Genomic DNA, 16,330 nt, shown 5'->3' on the forward strand with positions numbered 1-16,330 from the left:
CAAGCTGACGACCCTAATTGCGCCCTGCGCGTCTATTTCGTCGACGCGCCCTGTCGAAAGGTTTTCGTGGTTGCGCCGGTCCAGCCCCTGAAGGCGCGGTAAAACGAGTTCAGATTCCGATAGCCCAGCAGATCCGCGACTTCGGCAGCGGGTCGACGTTCTTCTTCGAGATAGCGGATGGCAAGGTCGCGCCTCGTCTGTTCCAGAATTGTCCGGAAACTAACCTGCTCGGCCTTCAACAGTCTCTGCAACTTTCGTGTGGTCATATCGAGATGCTCGCTGACATCGCCAATACCGCACCTGCCCGAGGGCAGGATTTCAACAAGCGCCTTGCTGACCTGGCTGCCGATCCGGGACCGGGGAGCAGGCGGACTTTCGGAAACGTGTTGCGTATCGTCCGTTGATTGCACCTTCGCCTGAGCCATCAGGAGCGGCCGATGAACGTCATTGTTGGAGAATTCGATGAACGCATGATCGGCTTCGACCGGGACGATACCAAGATAGGCGACGTCTTCTTTCCGGAGGCGGCCGGCGGACATAATGCCGACCCTCAACGGTTGAATGTGGCATCCGGTATAGATGCGCCCCAGGTCGACAAGGTACAGAATTACCCACAGCACAAACCACTGCATCAGAACGACCTCAGCAGTCACCGGCCTTATTTCAATGCGAAAACGGTCAGCACGCCTTTCCATATGAAAGACTGCGCCACCCCCGGGCCCCTTCAATTCGGAAAGGTTCTCATAGCCCGTTTGCAAGGTCTCGCATCGAGCGAAGACCAGGGTGCTGGCAGGGCGGGGAGTGCGAGCCCAAAACGTTGCCAATTTATAGGAAATATCATCGCGTCCGCTCACGCGCTCGATCGCACGCTCCAGAGCGAAAAGCTCCCTGGGCTTTACTTGCCGGGTTTCGTCCAGCAAGTAGTCGGCCGGCAACCCGGCAGTCTTCGTGACCGAATATTCATCGAGCTGAAGCACACGAATGATGGATTTCAGGATCTGTGGCATGAGGAGCAAAGGCGCTGGAGGGAGAGATTCTTGAAAGGCCTATGCTGCGCTAGCGCAGGAGAGGTTTTAACGCAAGCACTCGAACGAATATCATTTCCAATCAAGTGCATAAAACCATGGGTTGTCGTTTATTGCGAGAAAAAGTGTGCATTCTGCTAGATCCGAGCGGCGGATAATCTGAAATAACAGCGAGAGCGTTTCCCAGGGTGTGGACCCATAAATAAAGACAAAATGGCATGAGACATGGCGAAACCGCGTTAGGAGATGTGGTCGGAGCGGGCTTTCTGCCCGGTCAAGCACGCTGACGACACGCAGTGAAGCCATTTTCATGTTCTTCGGATTTGACCGGATTGGTCCGCCTCAAACCATTTCATCTTCATTTATGAGTCCCCACCCTGGGGAAATCAAACCCTCCGACAGGCCACGCAATCTTTCGCACGCCAGCATCGGTGGATGCGGTAACCAGTTGAACTCGGGCAACAAGATGTTTCTGAACGATTTGGTTGCGGCGCACGCTTCTTGCCAACAGCCCAGACACACTTTCGACAATCAACCGGCAAGGCCCTGCCGGTCTTGACCACCCGAAGCGATGGAACCGCGCCACCCTCCCGGGAGGGTGCCGTTCCGGCGCCATGCTCTCGAGACAAAAGCCAATGATCCTTGCACCACGCCCTTCGCGGCTTCGTATTTTTCTGCTGCTTTCTTCCGCGCTTGTTTCTTCCGCACTGGCTGATCCAGGTGATGGCGGCGTGGGAGGTTATAACGACGGCGAAGAGCCGGGAAAAGCATCTCTGGACGGTGCAGGGGGGGATGCAGAGACACCCCGCCGTGAAGATTTCGGGGGCGCCGGTGGCGGCGCCGGTGTCAAAGGCGGCGTTGGAGGGGTTACTCCTGACGACGCCCCCTACCGCGCCGGAAGTGGCGGCAATGGAGGCGCTCATGACTACAGCGGAAACGGAAGCGACATCGGAAGCGGTACGGTTAACCTTCAGGGGACCGATGGTGGCGCGGGAGAGGACGCGCCAGAAACGTTTTCCGCCGCTGGCGGTGGCGGCGGTGGTGGTGGTTTCGGGGCCGTCGTAACCGACACGTCTTCGCTGAACGTCACAAGCGGTAGTATTGCCGGTGGGGCGGGTGGAGCAGGTGGAGCCTCCCCCAAGCGGTACGCCGGAGCAGGTGGAAGTGGCGGCTATGGGCTCGTCCTCAACAAGACGTCCGGCATTCATACGATCGGTGCGACCGTTTCGGGAGGTAGCGGCGGTGATGGCGGCGATGGTAAGTATGGTAGCTACAATAACGGAGGTGACGGTGGGTCGGGGGTTTATCTCACCGGCCATTCTTCACCGGTTACGGTCATCATTGAAGGGAGTGTCACAGGCGGGGACGGTGGCAATGCCGGCGCGGTCTCGGATCAAATGAGTGCGGACGGTGGTGATGGCGGCGACGGTGTGAGGGGACGGAATATCAACGTCGTCGTTTCCTCGACCGCTTCCATTTCCGGAGGGGTGGGCGGAACACCGACGACCGATCCGAGAAACTCGTCCTGGCTTGGCACGGCAGGGTCTGAAGGGCATGCCATTACCTTCTCAGGCGGCACGAATTCGCTCGAGCTCCAGGCCTCCTCCGGCGGATCGCTCGCCACCCTCAATGGCGGCATATCCCATGCCGGGACCAATGACATCCTGAAACTCGGCGGCGGCAACAACGCCAACTTCGCTCTCTCCGGTCTGTCCGGAACGTTCAGCGGCTTCGGCTCTTTTCAGAAAACCGGGACTGCGACCTGGACACTGACCGGCACAACGACTTCAACAAAAGACTGGACCGTTTCGGCCGGTGTGCTGAAGCTCACCGGCGGCAGCATTGCCGGAGCAACCACTGTTGAAAGTGGAGCGACCGTTCAATTCGATCAAAGCGCCAATACCACCCATTCCGCCTCGATTGATGGGGCGGGTGGCCTTAAAAAGAGCGGCAGCGGAACGCTGACCCTGACGGGCAACAATAGCTACTCGGGTGGAACGGACGTGTCCGCAGGAACGCTGGAAGCCAGCACAACGTCCGTAACCGGCAATATCAACGTTTCGTCGGGCGCGAGAATGCGTTTCAATCAGACGTCGGATAGCATCTATAGCGGGGCAATCTCCGGGGCTGGGCGCTTTGAAAAAAGTGGTGCCGGCACTCTGAGCCTGACGGGCCGCAACACCTATACGGGTGGGACGGATGTGTCCGCAGGAACGCTGGAAGCCAGCACAACGTCCGTGTCCGGCAATATCAACGTTTCGTCGGGCGCGAGAATGCGTTTCAATCAGACGTCGGATAGCATCTATAGCGGGGCAATCACCGGGGCCGGGCGTTTTGAAAAAAGTGGTGCCGGCACTCTGAGCCTGTCGGGCAACAACACCTACACTGGCGGAACGGATGTGTCCGCAGGAACGCTGGAAGCCAGCACAACCTCCGTATCCGGTGATATCAACGTTTCGTCGGGCGCAAGAATGCGTTTCAATCAGACGTCGGATAGCAGCTATAGCGGGGCAATCACCGGCGCCGGGCGCTTTGAAAAAAAGGGTGCCGGCACTCTGAGCCTGAAGGGTCGCAATACCTACACGGGCGGAACGGATGTGTTCGCAGGAACGCTGGAAGCCAGCACAACGTCCGTAACCGGCAATATCAACGTTTCGTCGGGCGCAAGTATGCGTTTCAATCAGACGTCAAATGGCATCTACAGCGGGGCAATCTCCGGGGCTGGGCGCTTTGCAAAAAGTGGTGCCGGCACTCTGAGCCTGACGGGTCGCAACACCTATACGGGTGGAACGGATGTGTCCGCTGGAACGCTGGAAGCCAGCACAACGTCCGTAACCGGCAATATCAACGTCTCGTCGGGCGCGAGAATGCGTTTCAAGCAGACGTCGGATAGCAGCTATACCGGGGCAGTCTCCGGAGATGGGAACTTTGAAAAAAGTGGCGCCGGCGCCTTGACCATGACGGGCACCTATTCGCTCACTGGTGAAACCCTGTTGAGTGCTGGTGAGCTACTCTTCAATGCTTCCAGTCTAGGGGCCGCAACGAAGTTCAACCTGGCCGGCGGCGACCTGACGCTGTCTGGCAGCGGGTCCGCGACCATCAAGGAACTGAAGATCAGCAGCACGAGCGAGCTTAAACTGGACGGGGTGAAGTTGATCGTAAGCAACACGATCAGCTCAACTCAAAGGTTCACGTTAACGGGTGGAGGAACGCTGAATCTGGATCAGGCCGGCAACACCTTCGGTGGCGGAGTGACAGTGTCGAATGGCAAGTTGATCGTCGGCTCGGATTCTTCCAAAAGCGGTGCCAGCGTTGACGCGAACATTTCTGTCGCCAGCGGGGCTACCCTTGGGGGGCACGGTTCGATCACAGGCAACGTGACCAACGCCGGCCGGCTGGCGCCTGGCAATTCCATTGGCACGACAACGATCAACGGCAATCTGTCCGGTTCGGGAACGCTTGAGATCGAAGTGGACGGAGACACGCCCGGCACGCCGAGTGCCGACAAGCTGATTGTCAATGGCGCTGTCGACATCAGTGCCATGACCCTGGACCTGGTTCTGTCGCCAACGAACGTGGCCAACTGGGCCTACGCCCCGACGGGTCCCTTCACCATCATCGAGAACGACGGCAGCGACGCGGTCACGGGGTCATTCGCCACGGTAAAAGACAATCTGACGTTTCTGGACGCCTCCCTGAACTACGCAGCCGGGACCGGCAATGATGTTGCACTAACGCTTCTGCGCAACGACATCGATATGATTTCCACCGCTCGAACGTTCAACCAGACCCAGACGGCGGCGGCGATTGAAAGCCTCGGATACTCAAGTCCGGTTTATCTGGCAGTGGTCACGACGGTTTCCGATGAAGCTGCAGCCCAGACCGCGTTCGACAGCCTTTCCGGTGAAATCAATGCGTCTCTGCGCTCCGTACTGGTGAGCGACAGTCGACAGACCAGGGACGCGGCCTTGTCACGGCTCCAGCGCAGTGACGCTTTGAGCCCGAACCTCTGGGGTTCCGCGATCGGCAGCTGGGGCCGCTACGGTTCCGGGGGTGAAACTTACCGGACCGACAGCACGACAGGTGGCTTCCTCGTTGGCTACGACCACACCCTCTCCGAGACGCTGACGCTCGGTGTCCTGGCAGGTTACACCCGTACCAACGTCTCGGTGGATCAGCTGAATTCCAAGGCAGTCACAGACAGCTATCACCTTGGCCTCTACGCCGGCGGCGTCTGGAACGGACTGACCTACAAGGGCGGTGTCGCGACGGCCTACAACAAGGCCGCGGTGGACAGGGATGTGAGGGCGACGAGCACGCTGTCGCAGTCTCTGAGCTCCGATCAGAACATCTATTCCTCGCAGGTCTTCGCCGAAACAGGCTATGCGTTTGACACTGGTGTTGTCGCCCTCGAGCCATTCGCAGGCCTTGCGCTGGTGCATCTGGGCAGCGGCGGGTTTACCGAAAACGGCGGCACGGCCGCTCTTTCAGCCGACGGACAGGGCGAGGACACCACCTTTTTCTGGATGGGCCTGAGAGCACAATCCGCATTCAACCTGTTCGGGGCAAAAACAACCGCGAAGGCTGGTCTCGCCTGGCAGCATGCAAGCTCGGAAAATGCCACTTTCGAGCAGGCGTTCTCTTCCGGAGGCGACAGCTTCACGGTGGAAGGGGCTCCGTTCGCGCAGGATATGGCGCTGGTCGATGCGGGTCTGGGGGTAAACCTCGGGGCAAACACGAACTTTGAGGTTTCCTACTCTGGTCAGCTTGCACGCGAAACACAGAACCACGGACTGAATGCCCGGCTGTCGATAAAATTCTGAAGCCCGCAGAAGAGCGCCAGCTTTTCATAGGTCCTTGTCAGGATAGCCACTTACATAAATGGCTATCCTGTCTCTGTTTCACGCCACCAACGGCGTTGCCCTGATCAGCCGTCTGAACCTCAATCGGTGAACACCCTCGTTGGAAAGCACACCTAGGCTTCTTTGGGAACACGTGCGCTAACGAAGGCCTGAATTCTGCTCATGGCGGTGTCGATCTCCGCAAGCGACGTGGAACCGAAGCACACGCGCACATGGCCCTCCCCCGTCTGGCCGTAGAAGCTGCCTGCCTCGACCACGACACCGGATTCATCGAGAAGTTTGTCGGCGAATTCCTGGGAGCGAAGGCCGGTGCCGCTGATGTCGGGGAACGCGTAGATCGTGCCTTCGGGCCATTCACAGGTGATGCCTGGCATTTGATTTAACCGGCTGACAACCATCTGGCGTTTTTCGGCGTCTTCCGCGATCAATTCATTCAAAATCGCCGGATCGCCCGTAACCGCGGCGAAGGCGCCTTCCTGAATAAACGTGTTCACGTGCGTTACGTCGTTTGCCGTGATCTTCAAAAACGCACCGATGGCCGCCTTGGGCGCAACCATGTAACCGAGGCGCCAACCGTCCATGGCGTAGCTCTTGGTGAAGGCAAACAGTGTCACCGTGCGGTCGTCCATGCCATCCAGCGAGGCGATGGAGATATGCTCGGCGTTGTCGTAAAGAATATCCTCATAGACTTCATCCGATACGACGAGCAGATCGTGCTTGATCGCGAGATCCGCCAGAGACTGCAGCTCGTCCCGGCTATAGACGCGGCCCGTCGGATTGCAGGGATTGATGAGCACGATCATCTTGGTGCGGTCGGTGATCTTTGCCTCGATCATCGCGGCGTCGAGCCGAAACCCGTTTGCTGCGTCAAGTGGCGCAATTACCGGCACAGCGCCCGCCATTTCGATCTTGCCGATGTGCTGCGGATAATAAGGTTCGAGCAGGATCGCCTCGTCGCCCTCGTCGAGAAAAGCCATGAGAGCGGCATAGGACCCATGCGTCAGACCATTGGTGACGATGATCCGGTCAGCGCCGACGTCCAGCTTGTTCTTGCGCTTCAGCTTTTCGGCAAGAGCCTCGCGCAGATGCGGCAGACCGGCGAGATCGGAATAGTGAACGCAGCCGTCCTGAAGAGCCTTGATGGTCGCGTCCTTGATAGGCTGCGGCGTATCGGCGAAAGGACGGCCGACTTCGAGGTGAATTAAGTCGTCACGCCCGGACATCGCCGCTTTCTGGAACATGCCGAAGGATTTTGGCGAGGTGTTGGTGATACGTTTTGCGAGGTGTTTCATCATCTTGCCGTTCTTCATTTCCGGTTGATCTGATTGAGTGCATTGGTTCCCGCGGCGTCCGGCCCTCGGCCGTGGCGGAGGATGGACGGCCGAAGATCTCCGGGCCGGTGCCCACACAGGCGCGTGGCCGCCAGCGGATTTATCTGCTTCGGGTCAAGAGCCGGAACTTTGGCTCATGTCACTGCGGTGGAACGCGTAATGCCTGTGTCTTCCACGGACGCATTCGCGTGGGGCTTTCACTACGCACAGATGAAGAAATCATGTGCGGGTACTCAGGCTGGCGCTGCCCGTAGCGGGCTTTTTCCGGGCCTTGATGTGTCGTGACACTGTCGCGTTTTCTCCAAGAATGCCGCGCGGGCGGAAGAGCAGCACGACACACAGGGCAATGCCGATAAGCACGATCTGCAGGGAGGACGCACGTGCCTGCTCGCTGGCCGGGAAGAATTGTGAAACGACGTTGCCCGATACCGCCCAGATGCCCCAGACGAGCACGCCGCCGAGGATCGCGCCCCGCATGTTGCCCGAACCCCCGATGATCAGCATCGTCCAGACCTGGAATGTCAAAGTCGGGAGGTAATTGTCGGGGGCGATAAAGCCGATGAAATGGGCCTGCGCCGCTCCACCGAGCCCCATAACGAAGCCGCCGATGGCAAAGGCCTGAAGCCGATAGGCCTCCGGGTTTTTTCCAAGTCCTCGAGCGGCGGTCTCATCTTCGCGGATCGCGCGCAAGACACGCCCCCAGGGCGAGCGAACCAGGTGTTCAAGCACAAGATAGGTCACACTCACGAGCGCGGCCATCACCGCCAGATTTGCATAGCTGAAGAGGTCGGTGTTCTCCGCCAGGTCGCCGAAGGGACGGGGGATAAAGCCGATACCGAACGGGCCGCCCGTAAGACCGACCAGATTCAGAAGCACAAGCTGGATCATCACCGCCGCGCCAAATGTCGCGATTGCGAGGTAGTCCGAACGTAGCCGCAGGGTGATAAACCCAAGGGCCGCGGACAGGAGCCCCGCAACAAGCCCTCCCCCGAGCCAGCCGATTACGATCGGCAGGCCGAAGCCGCCGATGCGATCCGCGATGAAAGGGGTCGTCAGCAGCGCTGAGGTGTAGGCGCCAACCGCTACAAAACCCGCAACGCCGACATTGAACAATCCGGTCTGCCCCCATTGCACATTGAGGCCAAGACAGATGACCGCGTAGCTGAGGGCCATGGTTAGAAAGAAGGCGCCATAGGAAAGAAGGTCGAAGATCATGCCGGTGCCTTTCCGAAAAGTCCGTTGGGCCGCAGCAGAAGCACTGCGACGAGAATGACGAAGGCGACTGCAGCGCGCCATTCAGCGCCGATGACCTGGACCGTCAACGCTTCTGCAAGGCCGACAATCAGGCCGGCCAACATGGCGCCGGGAACCGACCCGATGCCTCCGAGGATGGAGGCTGCGAACAGCGGCAGGAGCAGATCGAGCCCCATTGTCGGCCGAATCTGGACAAGCAGGCCCGACATGACACCGGCCACTGCCGCAAGCGCGGCGCCCAGTATCCAGACAAGACGGATGACGTTGCGCACGTCGATGCCGGTCAGCGCGGCAAGCTGGGCGTTCTCGGACACGGCACGCATTGCGCGGCCGGCAGGTGTGCGGGTGAGCAGGAGATGCACCAGCACCACGGTTACGACGGCAAGACCAAGAACCAGGAGCTGGTCGGGCGTTGCCCGCATGCCGCCGAACAGAGGTTTCGAGATTTGCAGCGCGTTGGTGAAATACGCTGGCTTGGATGTGTAAATGAACTCGAGCAGGTTCCGCAGGGCCAGGGCTGCACCGAAGGAGGCCATCACCAGGATGATGATTGCCGAACCGGAGCGACGCAGACGGCCAAAAAGGAGCCAGTCGACCGTCAGCGCCAGAAGTGCGGTCAGGATCATCGAGCCAATCAGGGCAATCGGTACGGACCAGCCGAAAGAAAATGGACCTATCGGAGTGCTGAGTGATGGCAGCAGCGCACCGAGCGCCGCGCTCAGGGACAAGGCCACATAGGCGCCCCAACTCAGCAGTTCACCATGCCCGAAGTTGGCGAAACGCAGGATCGAGTAAGTCAGCGTCACACCGATTGCGCCGAGGCCGATGATCCCGCCGTTAATGAGACCATCCATGATGGCTTGCGTGATCATGCCGTGACCTCTTCTTTTTTGTGACCGCCGAGATAAAGCTCGGAAACGACCGGGTCCCCCAGGAGCCCGTCTGCCGGTGCATCATGAGCAACACGGCCCTCCACGAGGATCACGCCGCGGCTTGCGATTTGCAGTCCGGCCTTGACGTTCTGTTCGACAAGGATGGTGGTGACGCCCGAGGCATTGATCCGTACGAGTTGTTCGAAGACTTCCGAGACCATCTTGGGTGACAGCCCGGCGGAAGGTTCGTCGAGTATAAGGATTTGCGGTTCAACGATGAGAGCGCGCGCGCAGGCAAGCATCTGGCGCTGACCGCCCGACAGCGCCCCGGACCGGGTCGACTGGCGTGAGGCGAGATCCGGAAACATGGCCAGCATCGCGTCGATTCTTGCAGCACGATGTGCTTTCGGAAGAACCTGCGCCGCAAGTTGCAGGTTTTCGCGAATGCTCATCGTGGCGAAAATATTCTCGGTCTGCGGAACAAAGCCCAGGCCCTGGCGCATCTTGCGGTGCGTCGGCACATCGGTGAGATCGGCTCCCGCGAGGACCACCCGCCCCGAATGCACAGGGACAAGTCCGGCTATGGTTTTCACAAGAGTCGATTTCCCAGCACCGTTCGGCCCGAGCAGAACAACGAATTCCCCCTCGCCTACGCTCAGGTCCACCCCCTGAATGATCGGCAGGTCGGGCTGGTAACCGGAGACGAGACCTTGCAGCTTGAGAATTTCGCTCTTCATGCGTCCTCTCCCAGATAGGCGCGGATCACGTCCGGGTCGCGAATCACATCGTCCGGTTTTCCCTGGGTCAGCTCTTTGCCGGTTGCCATGACGACGACGCGTGAACACAGCTGAGCGATCATGTCCATGTTGTGCTCGATGATCAGGATCGTCTTTTCGTGCTTTTCGTTGAGTGCCACGATCCGCTCCATGATCTGTTCGAGAAGGCTTGGGTTCACGCCTGCTGCCGGCTCGTCCAGAAGGATCATTTCCGGGTCCGCCATGAGAATGCGAGCAAGCTCAAGCAGTTTGCGCTGCCCTCCGGAGAGCACCGAAGCCGGTTGGTTTTCCAGATGCGACAGCAGAAGGAAATCCAGCAAGGCATGAGCCTTTTCCTGTGCGGCCTTTTCATCGCGGCGCACGGCACCCGGCCGTAAACACACGTCCAGCAGCCGCTCCCCTGCCTGGTTCTGGGCACCGGTCAGGACATTTTCCAAAACGGTCATGTTCGGAAAGGGTCTCGGGATCTGGAAACTGCGGCCCATTTTGCGCCGGGCCCGTTTGTGTGCGCCTTCGTTGGTTACATCGGCGCCCAGGATCCTGATTTCTCCACTGCTCGGCGGCAATGTGCCCGCGAGCATGTTGAACATGGTCGTCTTCCCTGCGCCATTCGGGCCGATAAGCCCCAGCAATTCGCCTCTCTTCAAGTCCAGAGACATGCCGTCCACGGCTCGGAAGCCACCGAAGCTCCGCGTGAGGTCTTTGGCCTGCAGCAGAAAACCGCCTTTTTCGATGAGCGATGTCACATCTTTTCCCTGTTGCTGTTTCAGGTCGTAGAGCCCATGTGTCGAGTTTGTATCTTTGATCAAAGATATTGACATTGAGGTATCGATCAAGCAAAAAAGCTTTAGGCACGAAATTTTTTGGAGATTGGCAAATTGTCTACTCTACCCGAGCAGAAGCCGTCGGGGCGCGTTTCCGCCTTGCCCGAACTCGCACGCGTCCAGCGTGAATCCCTTCAGGAACGCGTCTACCAGGAAGTCAGCCGCAACCTCATGCATGGGGTCTTCGAGGCAGGGCAAGTGCTCCGCATGCAGTCGCTGGCAGATCAACTGGCTGTCTCCGTTATGCCGGTTCGCGAAGCGCTTGCCCGGCTCGTGTCCGAAAATGCGCTGGAAGTCATGCAGTCCCGCTCCGTCCGCGTGCCGCTCATAAGCGAGGAGGCGATTGAGGACCTGAAAAGTGCCCGTTGCCTGATAGAAGGCGAGCTGGTCAGAATTGCCGCGCAGCGGCTGACGCAAGAAAGCCTCAACGAACTCAAGCAGCTGACGGAAGAATGCGAGGCGGCTTTTGCGGCACTGGACGAGAGTTGCGCGGCGGAGACGTCGCTTCTGAACTATCGGTTTCATTTCGGCATTTACGAAGCGGCAGGATCGAAGGTTCTCTTGCCGGTGGTCAAAAGCCTCTGGCTTCAGTCCGGTCCTTACGTGCGGACCGCAGCGACGATCTACGGCAAAAATCCGAACCTGACGGCAATCCACCACCATTGGGCACTCATCGAAGCGCTGGAAGCCAGGGACGCGGACCGGGCCGTCGCCGCGCTGCATGAGGACATCACCCAGAGTTTCAATCTCATCCGGAAGCAGATTCTGGAAGGGGGCCTTGAGGCATGAGCGGCGAGACCTTTGAACTGTACGATTTGCGGGTCGAAGTTGTCGCTCCCGAAGGCGGTCCAATTTATTGCGGCGCCAAGGTGGGGGACTACTTTGAACTGCGGGGGGAAATGCTCCACCTGCCAAAAGATCAGGGGTTTTCGATCTACTCCCTGGCCTCTGTCCTTCCGCTGCTGGCCGCAAAACAACGCGAAACTCATCCGGCGGACTGGATGAGCACGGACGCGGACGTTGCCTGCCCTGATCCGAACTGCAGCACAAGATTGCGGATCACCCGTTTGGATAAACGGGTGTTCAACCACGCCGACACGACAGCAGTTCCGATGCCAAAGGAAGCAAAATGAGCGGAGCGAAACGCATCGAACTGGCCCCGGGCTACGAAATTTCCCGTGTGATCCGTGGCGGCTGGCAGCTTGCGGGCGGTCATGGCTCGGTCGATCGGGAGCGTGCTGTCCAGGACCTTGTTGCCTTCGCCGATGCAGGCATCACCACGTTCGATTGTGCCGACATCTATACCGGCGTTGAGGAGATTATGGGGGCGTTCCGGGCCGCTTACGGCAACCAACGGGGTTCCGAAGCGCTGTCCCGCATTCGCGTTCATACCAAATGCGTGCCTGACCTCGACAAACTGAACCGGCTGACACGGAGCGATCTACGAGCCATGATCGATCGTTCCCGCAAGCGCCTGGGTGTCGAACGTCTCGATCTCGTGCAGTTTCACTGGTGGGACTACGCCCAGGGCGACTGGCTTCAGACGGCAAGCTGGCTTCGCGAGTTTCAAGACGAGGGTCATATCCATCTTCTGGGCGGGACCAATTTCGACACCGAACACGTCGCGGCAATGTTCGACGCAGGTATCCGGCTTGCGTCGATGCAGGTTCAATACTCTCTTCTCGACCGCCGTCCGGAAAAGCGCATGGCGGCGCTCGCTACGCGGGAGGGGTTTTCCTTTCTGTGTTACGGCACTGTCGCGGGCGGTTTTCTGTCCGACAAATGGCTCGGCAAACCCGATCCCAGGTCCGAGTTCGAAAACCGCTCTCTCGTGAAATACTACCTTGTGATCGAGGATCTCGGCGGTTGGGATTTGTTGCAATCGCTGCTCTCCACGCTGCGGACGATCGCGGACCGGCACGACACCGACATTGCCACCGTTGCCTCTGCCGCTGTGCTCACGCGCGCGCATGTCGCGGCAGCAATCGTAGGCGCCCGTAACGCCGACCATCTTGCGGGAAATGTCGCAATCTCCAACCTCTCGCTGACACAGGAAGATCTCGCCGAGATCGAAGCTCTTCTCGGCGGAGCCAGTGCGCTCGATGGAGACGTCTACGCGCTCGAGCGTGACCGCCACGGGCGGCACGGTGCCATCATGAAATACAACCTCAACAAAGAAGAGGCCTGAACCTCTCTTAATGCCCCAGAGGGTATTCCACAGCTAAACCAACAGGAGTCGTCCATGAAGAAACTGCTTCTTGCAACGAGCATTCTTGCTCTGTCGGCAACCGCGAGTGTCGCCAAAGATTGCGACATCGAGGTTGGTCTCGTCCTCGAACTGACCGGTCCCGCCGGTGTTTATGGTCAGGCCGGCGCCAAAGCTATCGAGATGGCCTTCAATGACATCAACGAAGCCGGCGGTGTGCTGGGGTGCGATATCGTCGCCGATACGCGCGACAGCCAGAGCCAGGGCAACGTGGCAGTCGATCAGGCGACCCAATTGGTCAATATCGACAAGGTGCCGGTAATCATCGGCGGCATTATTTCTTCGGTGTCGGTCCCGATTTTGACCTCGGTGACCGCTCCGGCCAAGATCGTCCAGATCTCGCCTGCCTCTTCCACCCCGACGCTGACCGCGTTGGCAAAGGAAGGCAAGACCGATGGCTACTTCTTCCGCACCATCACCTCGGACGCACTGCAGGGTACCGCGGCAGCCAAGTATGCCATTGACCAGGGCTTGAAAAAGCTCGCGATTATTCATGTGAACAACGACTTTGGCCTCAACCTGATGCGAGAGTTTTCTGCTGCATTCGAAGCCATGGGCGGCGAAATCACGTCTGTGACGCCTTACAACGAAAAACAGTCGAACTACTCGTCCGAAGCCAGCGCCGCGATGGCGGGTGAACCGGACGCGCTCTATCTCATCAGCACGCCGGTTGACGGGGCAACGATTGCCCGCGCCTGGATCTCCAATGGCGGCCCGCAGAAATTCCTGCTGAACGATGGCATGAATTCGGAAGACTTCATCAACTCGGTCGGGGCGCAATATCTGAACGAAGCCTATGGCACCTCCTCCGGCACGGCAGAGACGCCCTCGACAAAGTATTTCTACGAGCACTTTGCAGACGTTTCCGGTGGCATTGCACCCGACGCGCCGGCTGCTGATCGCTCCTATGATGCAGGTGCTATCACGGCGCTGGCGATTGCGCAGGCAGGGGAAGCTTCGCCGGCGAAAATTCGCGATGCAATACGCCAGGTGACCAGCCAGGAAGGCGAGCCGATCTATGCAGGCGCTGAAGAATTCAAGAAAGCGCTCGCGCTGATCGAGGAAGGCAAGCCGATCAAATACGAAGGTGTCATCGGCCCGGTAAGCTTTGATCAGTATGGCGATATCACAGGTCCGTTCCGTCTATGGAAGATAACCGACGGAAAGGTCACGGTTACCGGCACGATCAGTGCCGAGGAAGTTGCTGGAATAAAATCTGAAATGTGAACCTGGAAACGAAAAGAGGCGGCGTCTTGCGTCGCCGCCTCGCTGATGCCCTCCGGAGAGCCAGAGGGCAGCAGCTTTGAAGTCTGCTCGGGTTTGTACCTCGAAACAGGGTCTTGATCGTTTACTTCCGAATGCGCGCGGTAACCTCGATCTCGACCTTGATTTCGTCGGTCACGAAACCGCAGGTCACCGTGGTGTTTGTCGGGCGTGGGTCCTGGAAAACGGTCCCGAGGTGTTTGGCGATGTCGATGATATCTTCCCGGCGCGCGACAAAGACCCTGAGTGAAACGATATCGCCTAACCCGCCCCCCGCTTCGGCGAGCGTGGAGGAGATGATCTCAAGCGCCTTTTTTGTCTGCCCTACGGCGTCATCGGCATCGGTTTCGCCTTCCACATAGCCGGACGTTCCTGAGATGAAAACCCAGTCGTCGTCAACGATCGCGCGGGAGTAACCGCCGATCTTTTCGAAAGGGGAGCCGGATGAAATTGCGTAGCGCATGGGGTGCCTCGTGTTCTATCTTTGATCAATGATCAAGAGTTTATTTTATCGGATTTTGCAAGGCAAATAGAATGCGAGCCAGCAATATGGAAAAACAGGACACGCTCTGGCGCCGGACTGCGCGCGGTTCCTTCAGCACAACGGCATCCCTGCCCGATACTGTTGATGTGGCGGTTATTGGTGCCGGGTTTACCGGGCTGACAACGGCGCTCTGTCTTGCCCGGGCAGGCAGGAAGGTTGCCGTTCTGGAACGTAGCTTCCTCGGAGAAGGGGCAAGCGGCCAAAATGCCGGTTTCGTCGTGCCCAATTTTGCGCTCGCTGATCCTCAGGTTGTTCACCGGAAACTGGGTGAGGAGAAAGGCAATGCGCTTCTGGATCTGGTCAGTCAGGGCGCGGATGCGGTTTTCGAGACCATTCGTGACCATGGTATTGCCTGTGATGCCTTGCAATCCGGCTGGCTGAACCCCGCCGTCACGGATGATGCTGCGGACATGCTCAAGAGCCGGGCCGAATTCTGGCAGTCCAGAAACCGCCCTGTCCGGTATCTCTCACAGCCGGAAATCCTGCAGCAGACCGGTATGACCCTTTACAAGGGCGCGTTGCTCGATGAGAGCGGCGGCACGATCCACCCGCTGGATTATCTCTTTGGTCTTGCCCATGCCGTCGAAGCTCAAGGGGGAACTGTTCACGAAGCTGCATGTGTCAAACAGGCGCGGCAAGAGAACGGGAACTGGCACCTGACACTCGAAGACGGTCGCGCCTTGACGGCAAGGCAGATTGTCTACTGTACGAACGCCTTTACCAAAGGTGTTTCCAGAAGACTGGGACTGTCGACGGTCCCGTTGCGCGTTTATCAAGTTGCGACGCGTCCAATTGCGCAAGAGGTCGTTGACCGGATTTCCCCGGATCGCCGCAGCGTAGGCGACACTCGCAAGAACCTTTTCACTTATCGCCTCGATAGGGAGAACCGGCTGATCTCCGGAGGGATGTCTGCAATCCCGATCGGAGCAAAGAAGCGGTTAGGGGAGGCAATCGTGAACCGTCTCGCTCACGAACTCTCTCTGCCAACGGTTCCCGAAATCGAAGTGGTCTGGACTGGTGTGGCAGCGATGACGCCGGACTTCCTGCCGCGCATCCATTGCATGGGCGACAATGCCTTCGCAGGCATCGGGTGTAACGGCCGTGGGATCGCGATGACAACGCAACTCGGCCGGGTGCTTGCGGACGCCCTTATGGGCGCCCCTGTCGACAGGCTTCCGATACCCCTTCGCAAGGTTCGGCGATTGCCTTTCCATAGTTTGATGCCACTTGCCACTTCAGCCAGCCTGATCATGGCGCGCATTGAGGACAAATTGGCGCGCTAAACGTTGAGCAACGGGTTCAGGGGTCAACCG

General features: G+C 58.8%; 13 protein-coding genes. 6 read left to right on the forward strand and 7 right to left on the reverse strand.

From position 1 onward, the window contains the following. Positions 1 to 32 precede the first annotated feature (32 nt). Positions 33 to 1,007 (reverse strand): helix-turn-helix transcriptional regulator, encoded by a 975-nt coding sequence (locus AC2A6O_RS15530; RefSeq protein ID WP_498928374.1) that lies wholly within the window; start codon positions 1,005 to 1,007, stop codon positions 33 to 35. A 653-nt stretch (positions 1,008 to 1,660) separates the two neighbouring features. Here AC2A6O_RS15530 and AC2A6O_RS15535 point away from each other — a divergent pair. Then, positions 1,661 to 5,848: an autotransporter-associated beta strand repeat-containing protein gene (locus AC2A6O_RS15535; RefSeq protein ID WP_498928376.1), complete on the forward strand. Its 4,188-nt coding sequence runs from the start codon at positions 1,661 to 1,663 to the stop codon at positions 5,846 to 5,848. Positions 5,849 to 6,000: 152 nt separating this feature from the next. Here AC2A6O_RS15535 and AC2A6O_RS15540 read toward each other — a convergent pair whose 3' ends face one another. The 5 genes from AC2A6O_RS15540 to AC2A6O_RS15560 form a co-directional block, all read right to left on the reverse strand. Beyond that, positions 6,001 to 7,179, reverse strand: a complete 1,179-nt coding sequence (locus AC2A6O_RS15540; protein ID WP_498928737.1) for a pyridoxal phosphate-dependent aminotransferase — start codon at positions 7,177 to 7,179, stop codon at positions 6,001 to 6,003. 258 nt (positions 7,180 to 7,437) lie between these two features. Continuing rightward, positions 7,438 to 8,433 carry a branched-chain amino acid ABC transporter permease gene (locus tag AC2A6O_RS15545; protein WP_498928378.1) on the reverse strand — a complete coding sequence of 332 codons (996 nt, stop codon included), beginning with the start codon at positions 8,431 to 8,433 and terminating at the stop codon, positions 7,438 to 7,440. Then, positions 8,430 to 9,344, reverse strand: a complete 915-nt coding sequence (locus AC2A6O_RS15550; RefSeq protein ID WP_148587695.1) for a branched-chain amino acid ABC transporter permease — start codon at positions 9,342 to 9,344, stop codon at positions 8,430 to 8,432. The genes AC2A6O_RS15545 and AC2A6O_RS15550 overlap by 4 nt, the downstream gene beginning before the upstream one ends. After that, on the reverse strand, positions 9,341 to 10,081 hold the full coding sequence (locus AC2A6O_RS15555) for an ABC transporter ATP-binding protein (RefSeq protein ID WP_148587694.1): 741 nt from the start codon (positions 10,079 to 10,081) through the stop codon (positions 9,341 to 9,343). Before AC2A6O_RS15555 ends, AC2A6O_RS15550 begins: the two co-directional genes overlap by 4 nt. Next, entirely contained in the window at positions 10,078 to 10,929 is an 852-nt protein-coding gene (locus AC2A6O_RS15560; RefSeq protein ID WP_148587714.1) for an ABC transporter ATP-binding protein, read from the reverse strand. Before AC2A6O_RS15560 ends, AC2A6O_RS15555 begins: the two co-directional genes overlap by 4 nt. 69 nt (positions 10,930 to 10,998) lie before the next feature. Between AC2A6O_RS15560 and AC2A6O_RS15565 the strand changes: the two genes are divergently transcribed. From AC2A6O_RS15565 to AC2A6O_RS15580, 4 genes are read left to right on the forward strand one after another with little or no spacing between them, the layout of a single operon-like run. Further along, a complete protein-coding gene (locus AC2A6O_RS15565; protein ID WP_498928381.1) occupies positions 10,999 to 11,733 on the forward strand; it encodes a GntR family transcriptional regulator in 735 nt (244 codons plus the stop codon). After that, on the forward strand, positions 11,730 to 12,077 hold the full coding sequence (locus AC2A6O_RS15570) for a TIGR04076 family protein (RefSeq protein ID WP_148587693.1): 348 nt from the start codon (positions 11,730 to 11,732) through the stop codon (positions 12,075 to 12,077). Before AC2A6O_RS15565 ends, AC2A6O_RS15570 begins: the two co-directional genes overlap by 4 nt. Beyond that, complete coding sequence (locus tag AC2A6O_RS15575) at positions 12,074 to 13,132, forward strand: aldo/keto reductase (protein WP_498928383.1); 1,059 nt, start codon at positions 12,074 to 12,076, stop codon at positions 13,130 to 13,132. Before AC2A6O_RS15570 ends, AC2A6O_RS15575 begins: the two co-directional genes overlap by 4 nt. A 54-nt stretch (positions 13,133 to 13,186) precedes the next feature. Further along, positions 13,187 to 14,437: an ABC transporter substrate-binding protein gene (locus tag AC2A6O_RS15580; RefSeq protein WP_148587691.1), complete on the forward strand. Its 1,251-nt coding sequence runs from the start codon at positions 13,187 to 13,189 to the stop codon at positions 14,435 to 14,437. 121 nt (positions 14,438 to 14,558) lie between these two features. Here the strand turns inward: AC2A6O_RS15580 and AC2A6O_RS15585 are convergent, their stop codons facing one another. Further along, the gene (locus AC2A6O_RS15585; protein WP_148587690.1) at positions 14,559 to 14,936 is read right to left on the reverse strand and encodes a RidA family protein; all 378 of its coding nucleotides are present in this window, start codon (positions 14,934 to 14,936) and stop codon (positions 14,559 to 14,561) included. Between the two features lie 71 nt (positions 14,937 to 15,007). Between AC2A6O_RS15585 and AC2A6O_RS15590 the strand changes: the two genes are divergently transcribed. Further along, the gene (locus AC2A6O_RS15590) at positions 15,008 to 16,300 is read left to right on the forward strand and encodes an NAD(P)/FAD-dependent oxidoreductase (protein ID WP_498928386.1); all 1,293 of its coding nucleotides are present in this window, start codon (positions 15,008 to 15,010) and stop codon (positions 16,298 to 16,300) included. Positions 16,301 to 16,330: the final 30 nt, after the last annotated feature.

This window comes from Labrenzia sp. ATLA3 (assembly GCF_057180185.1).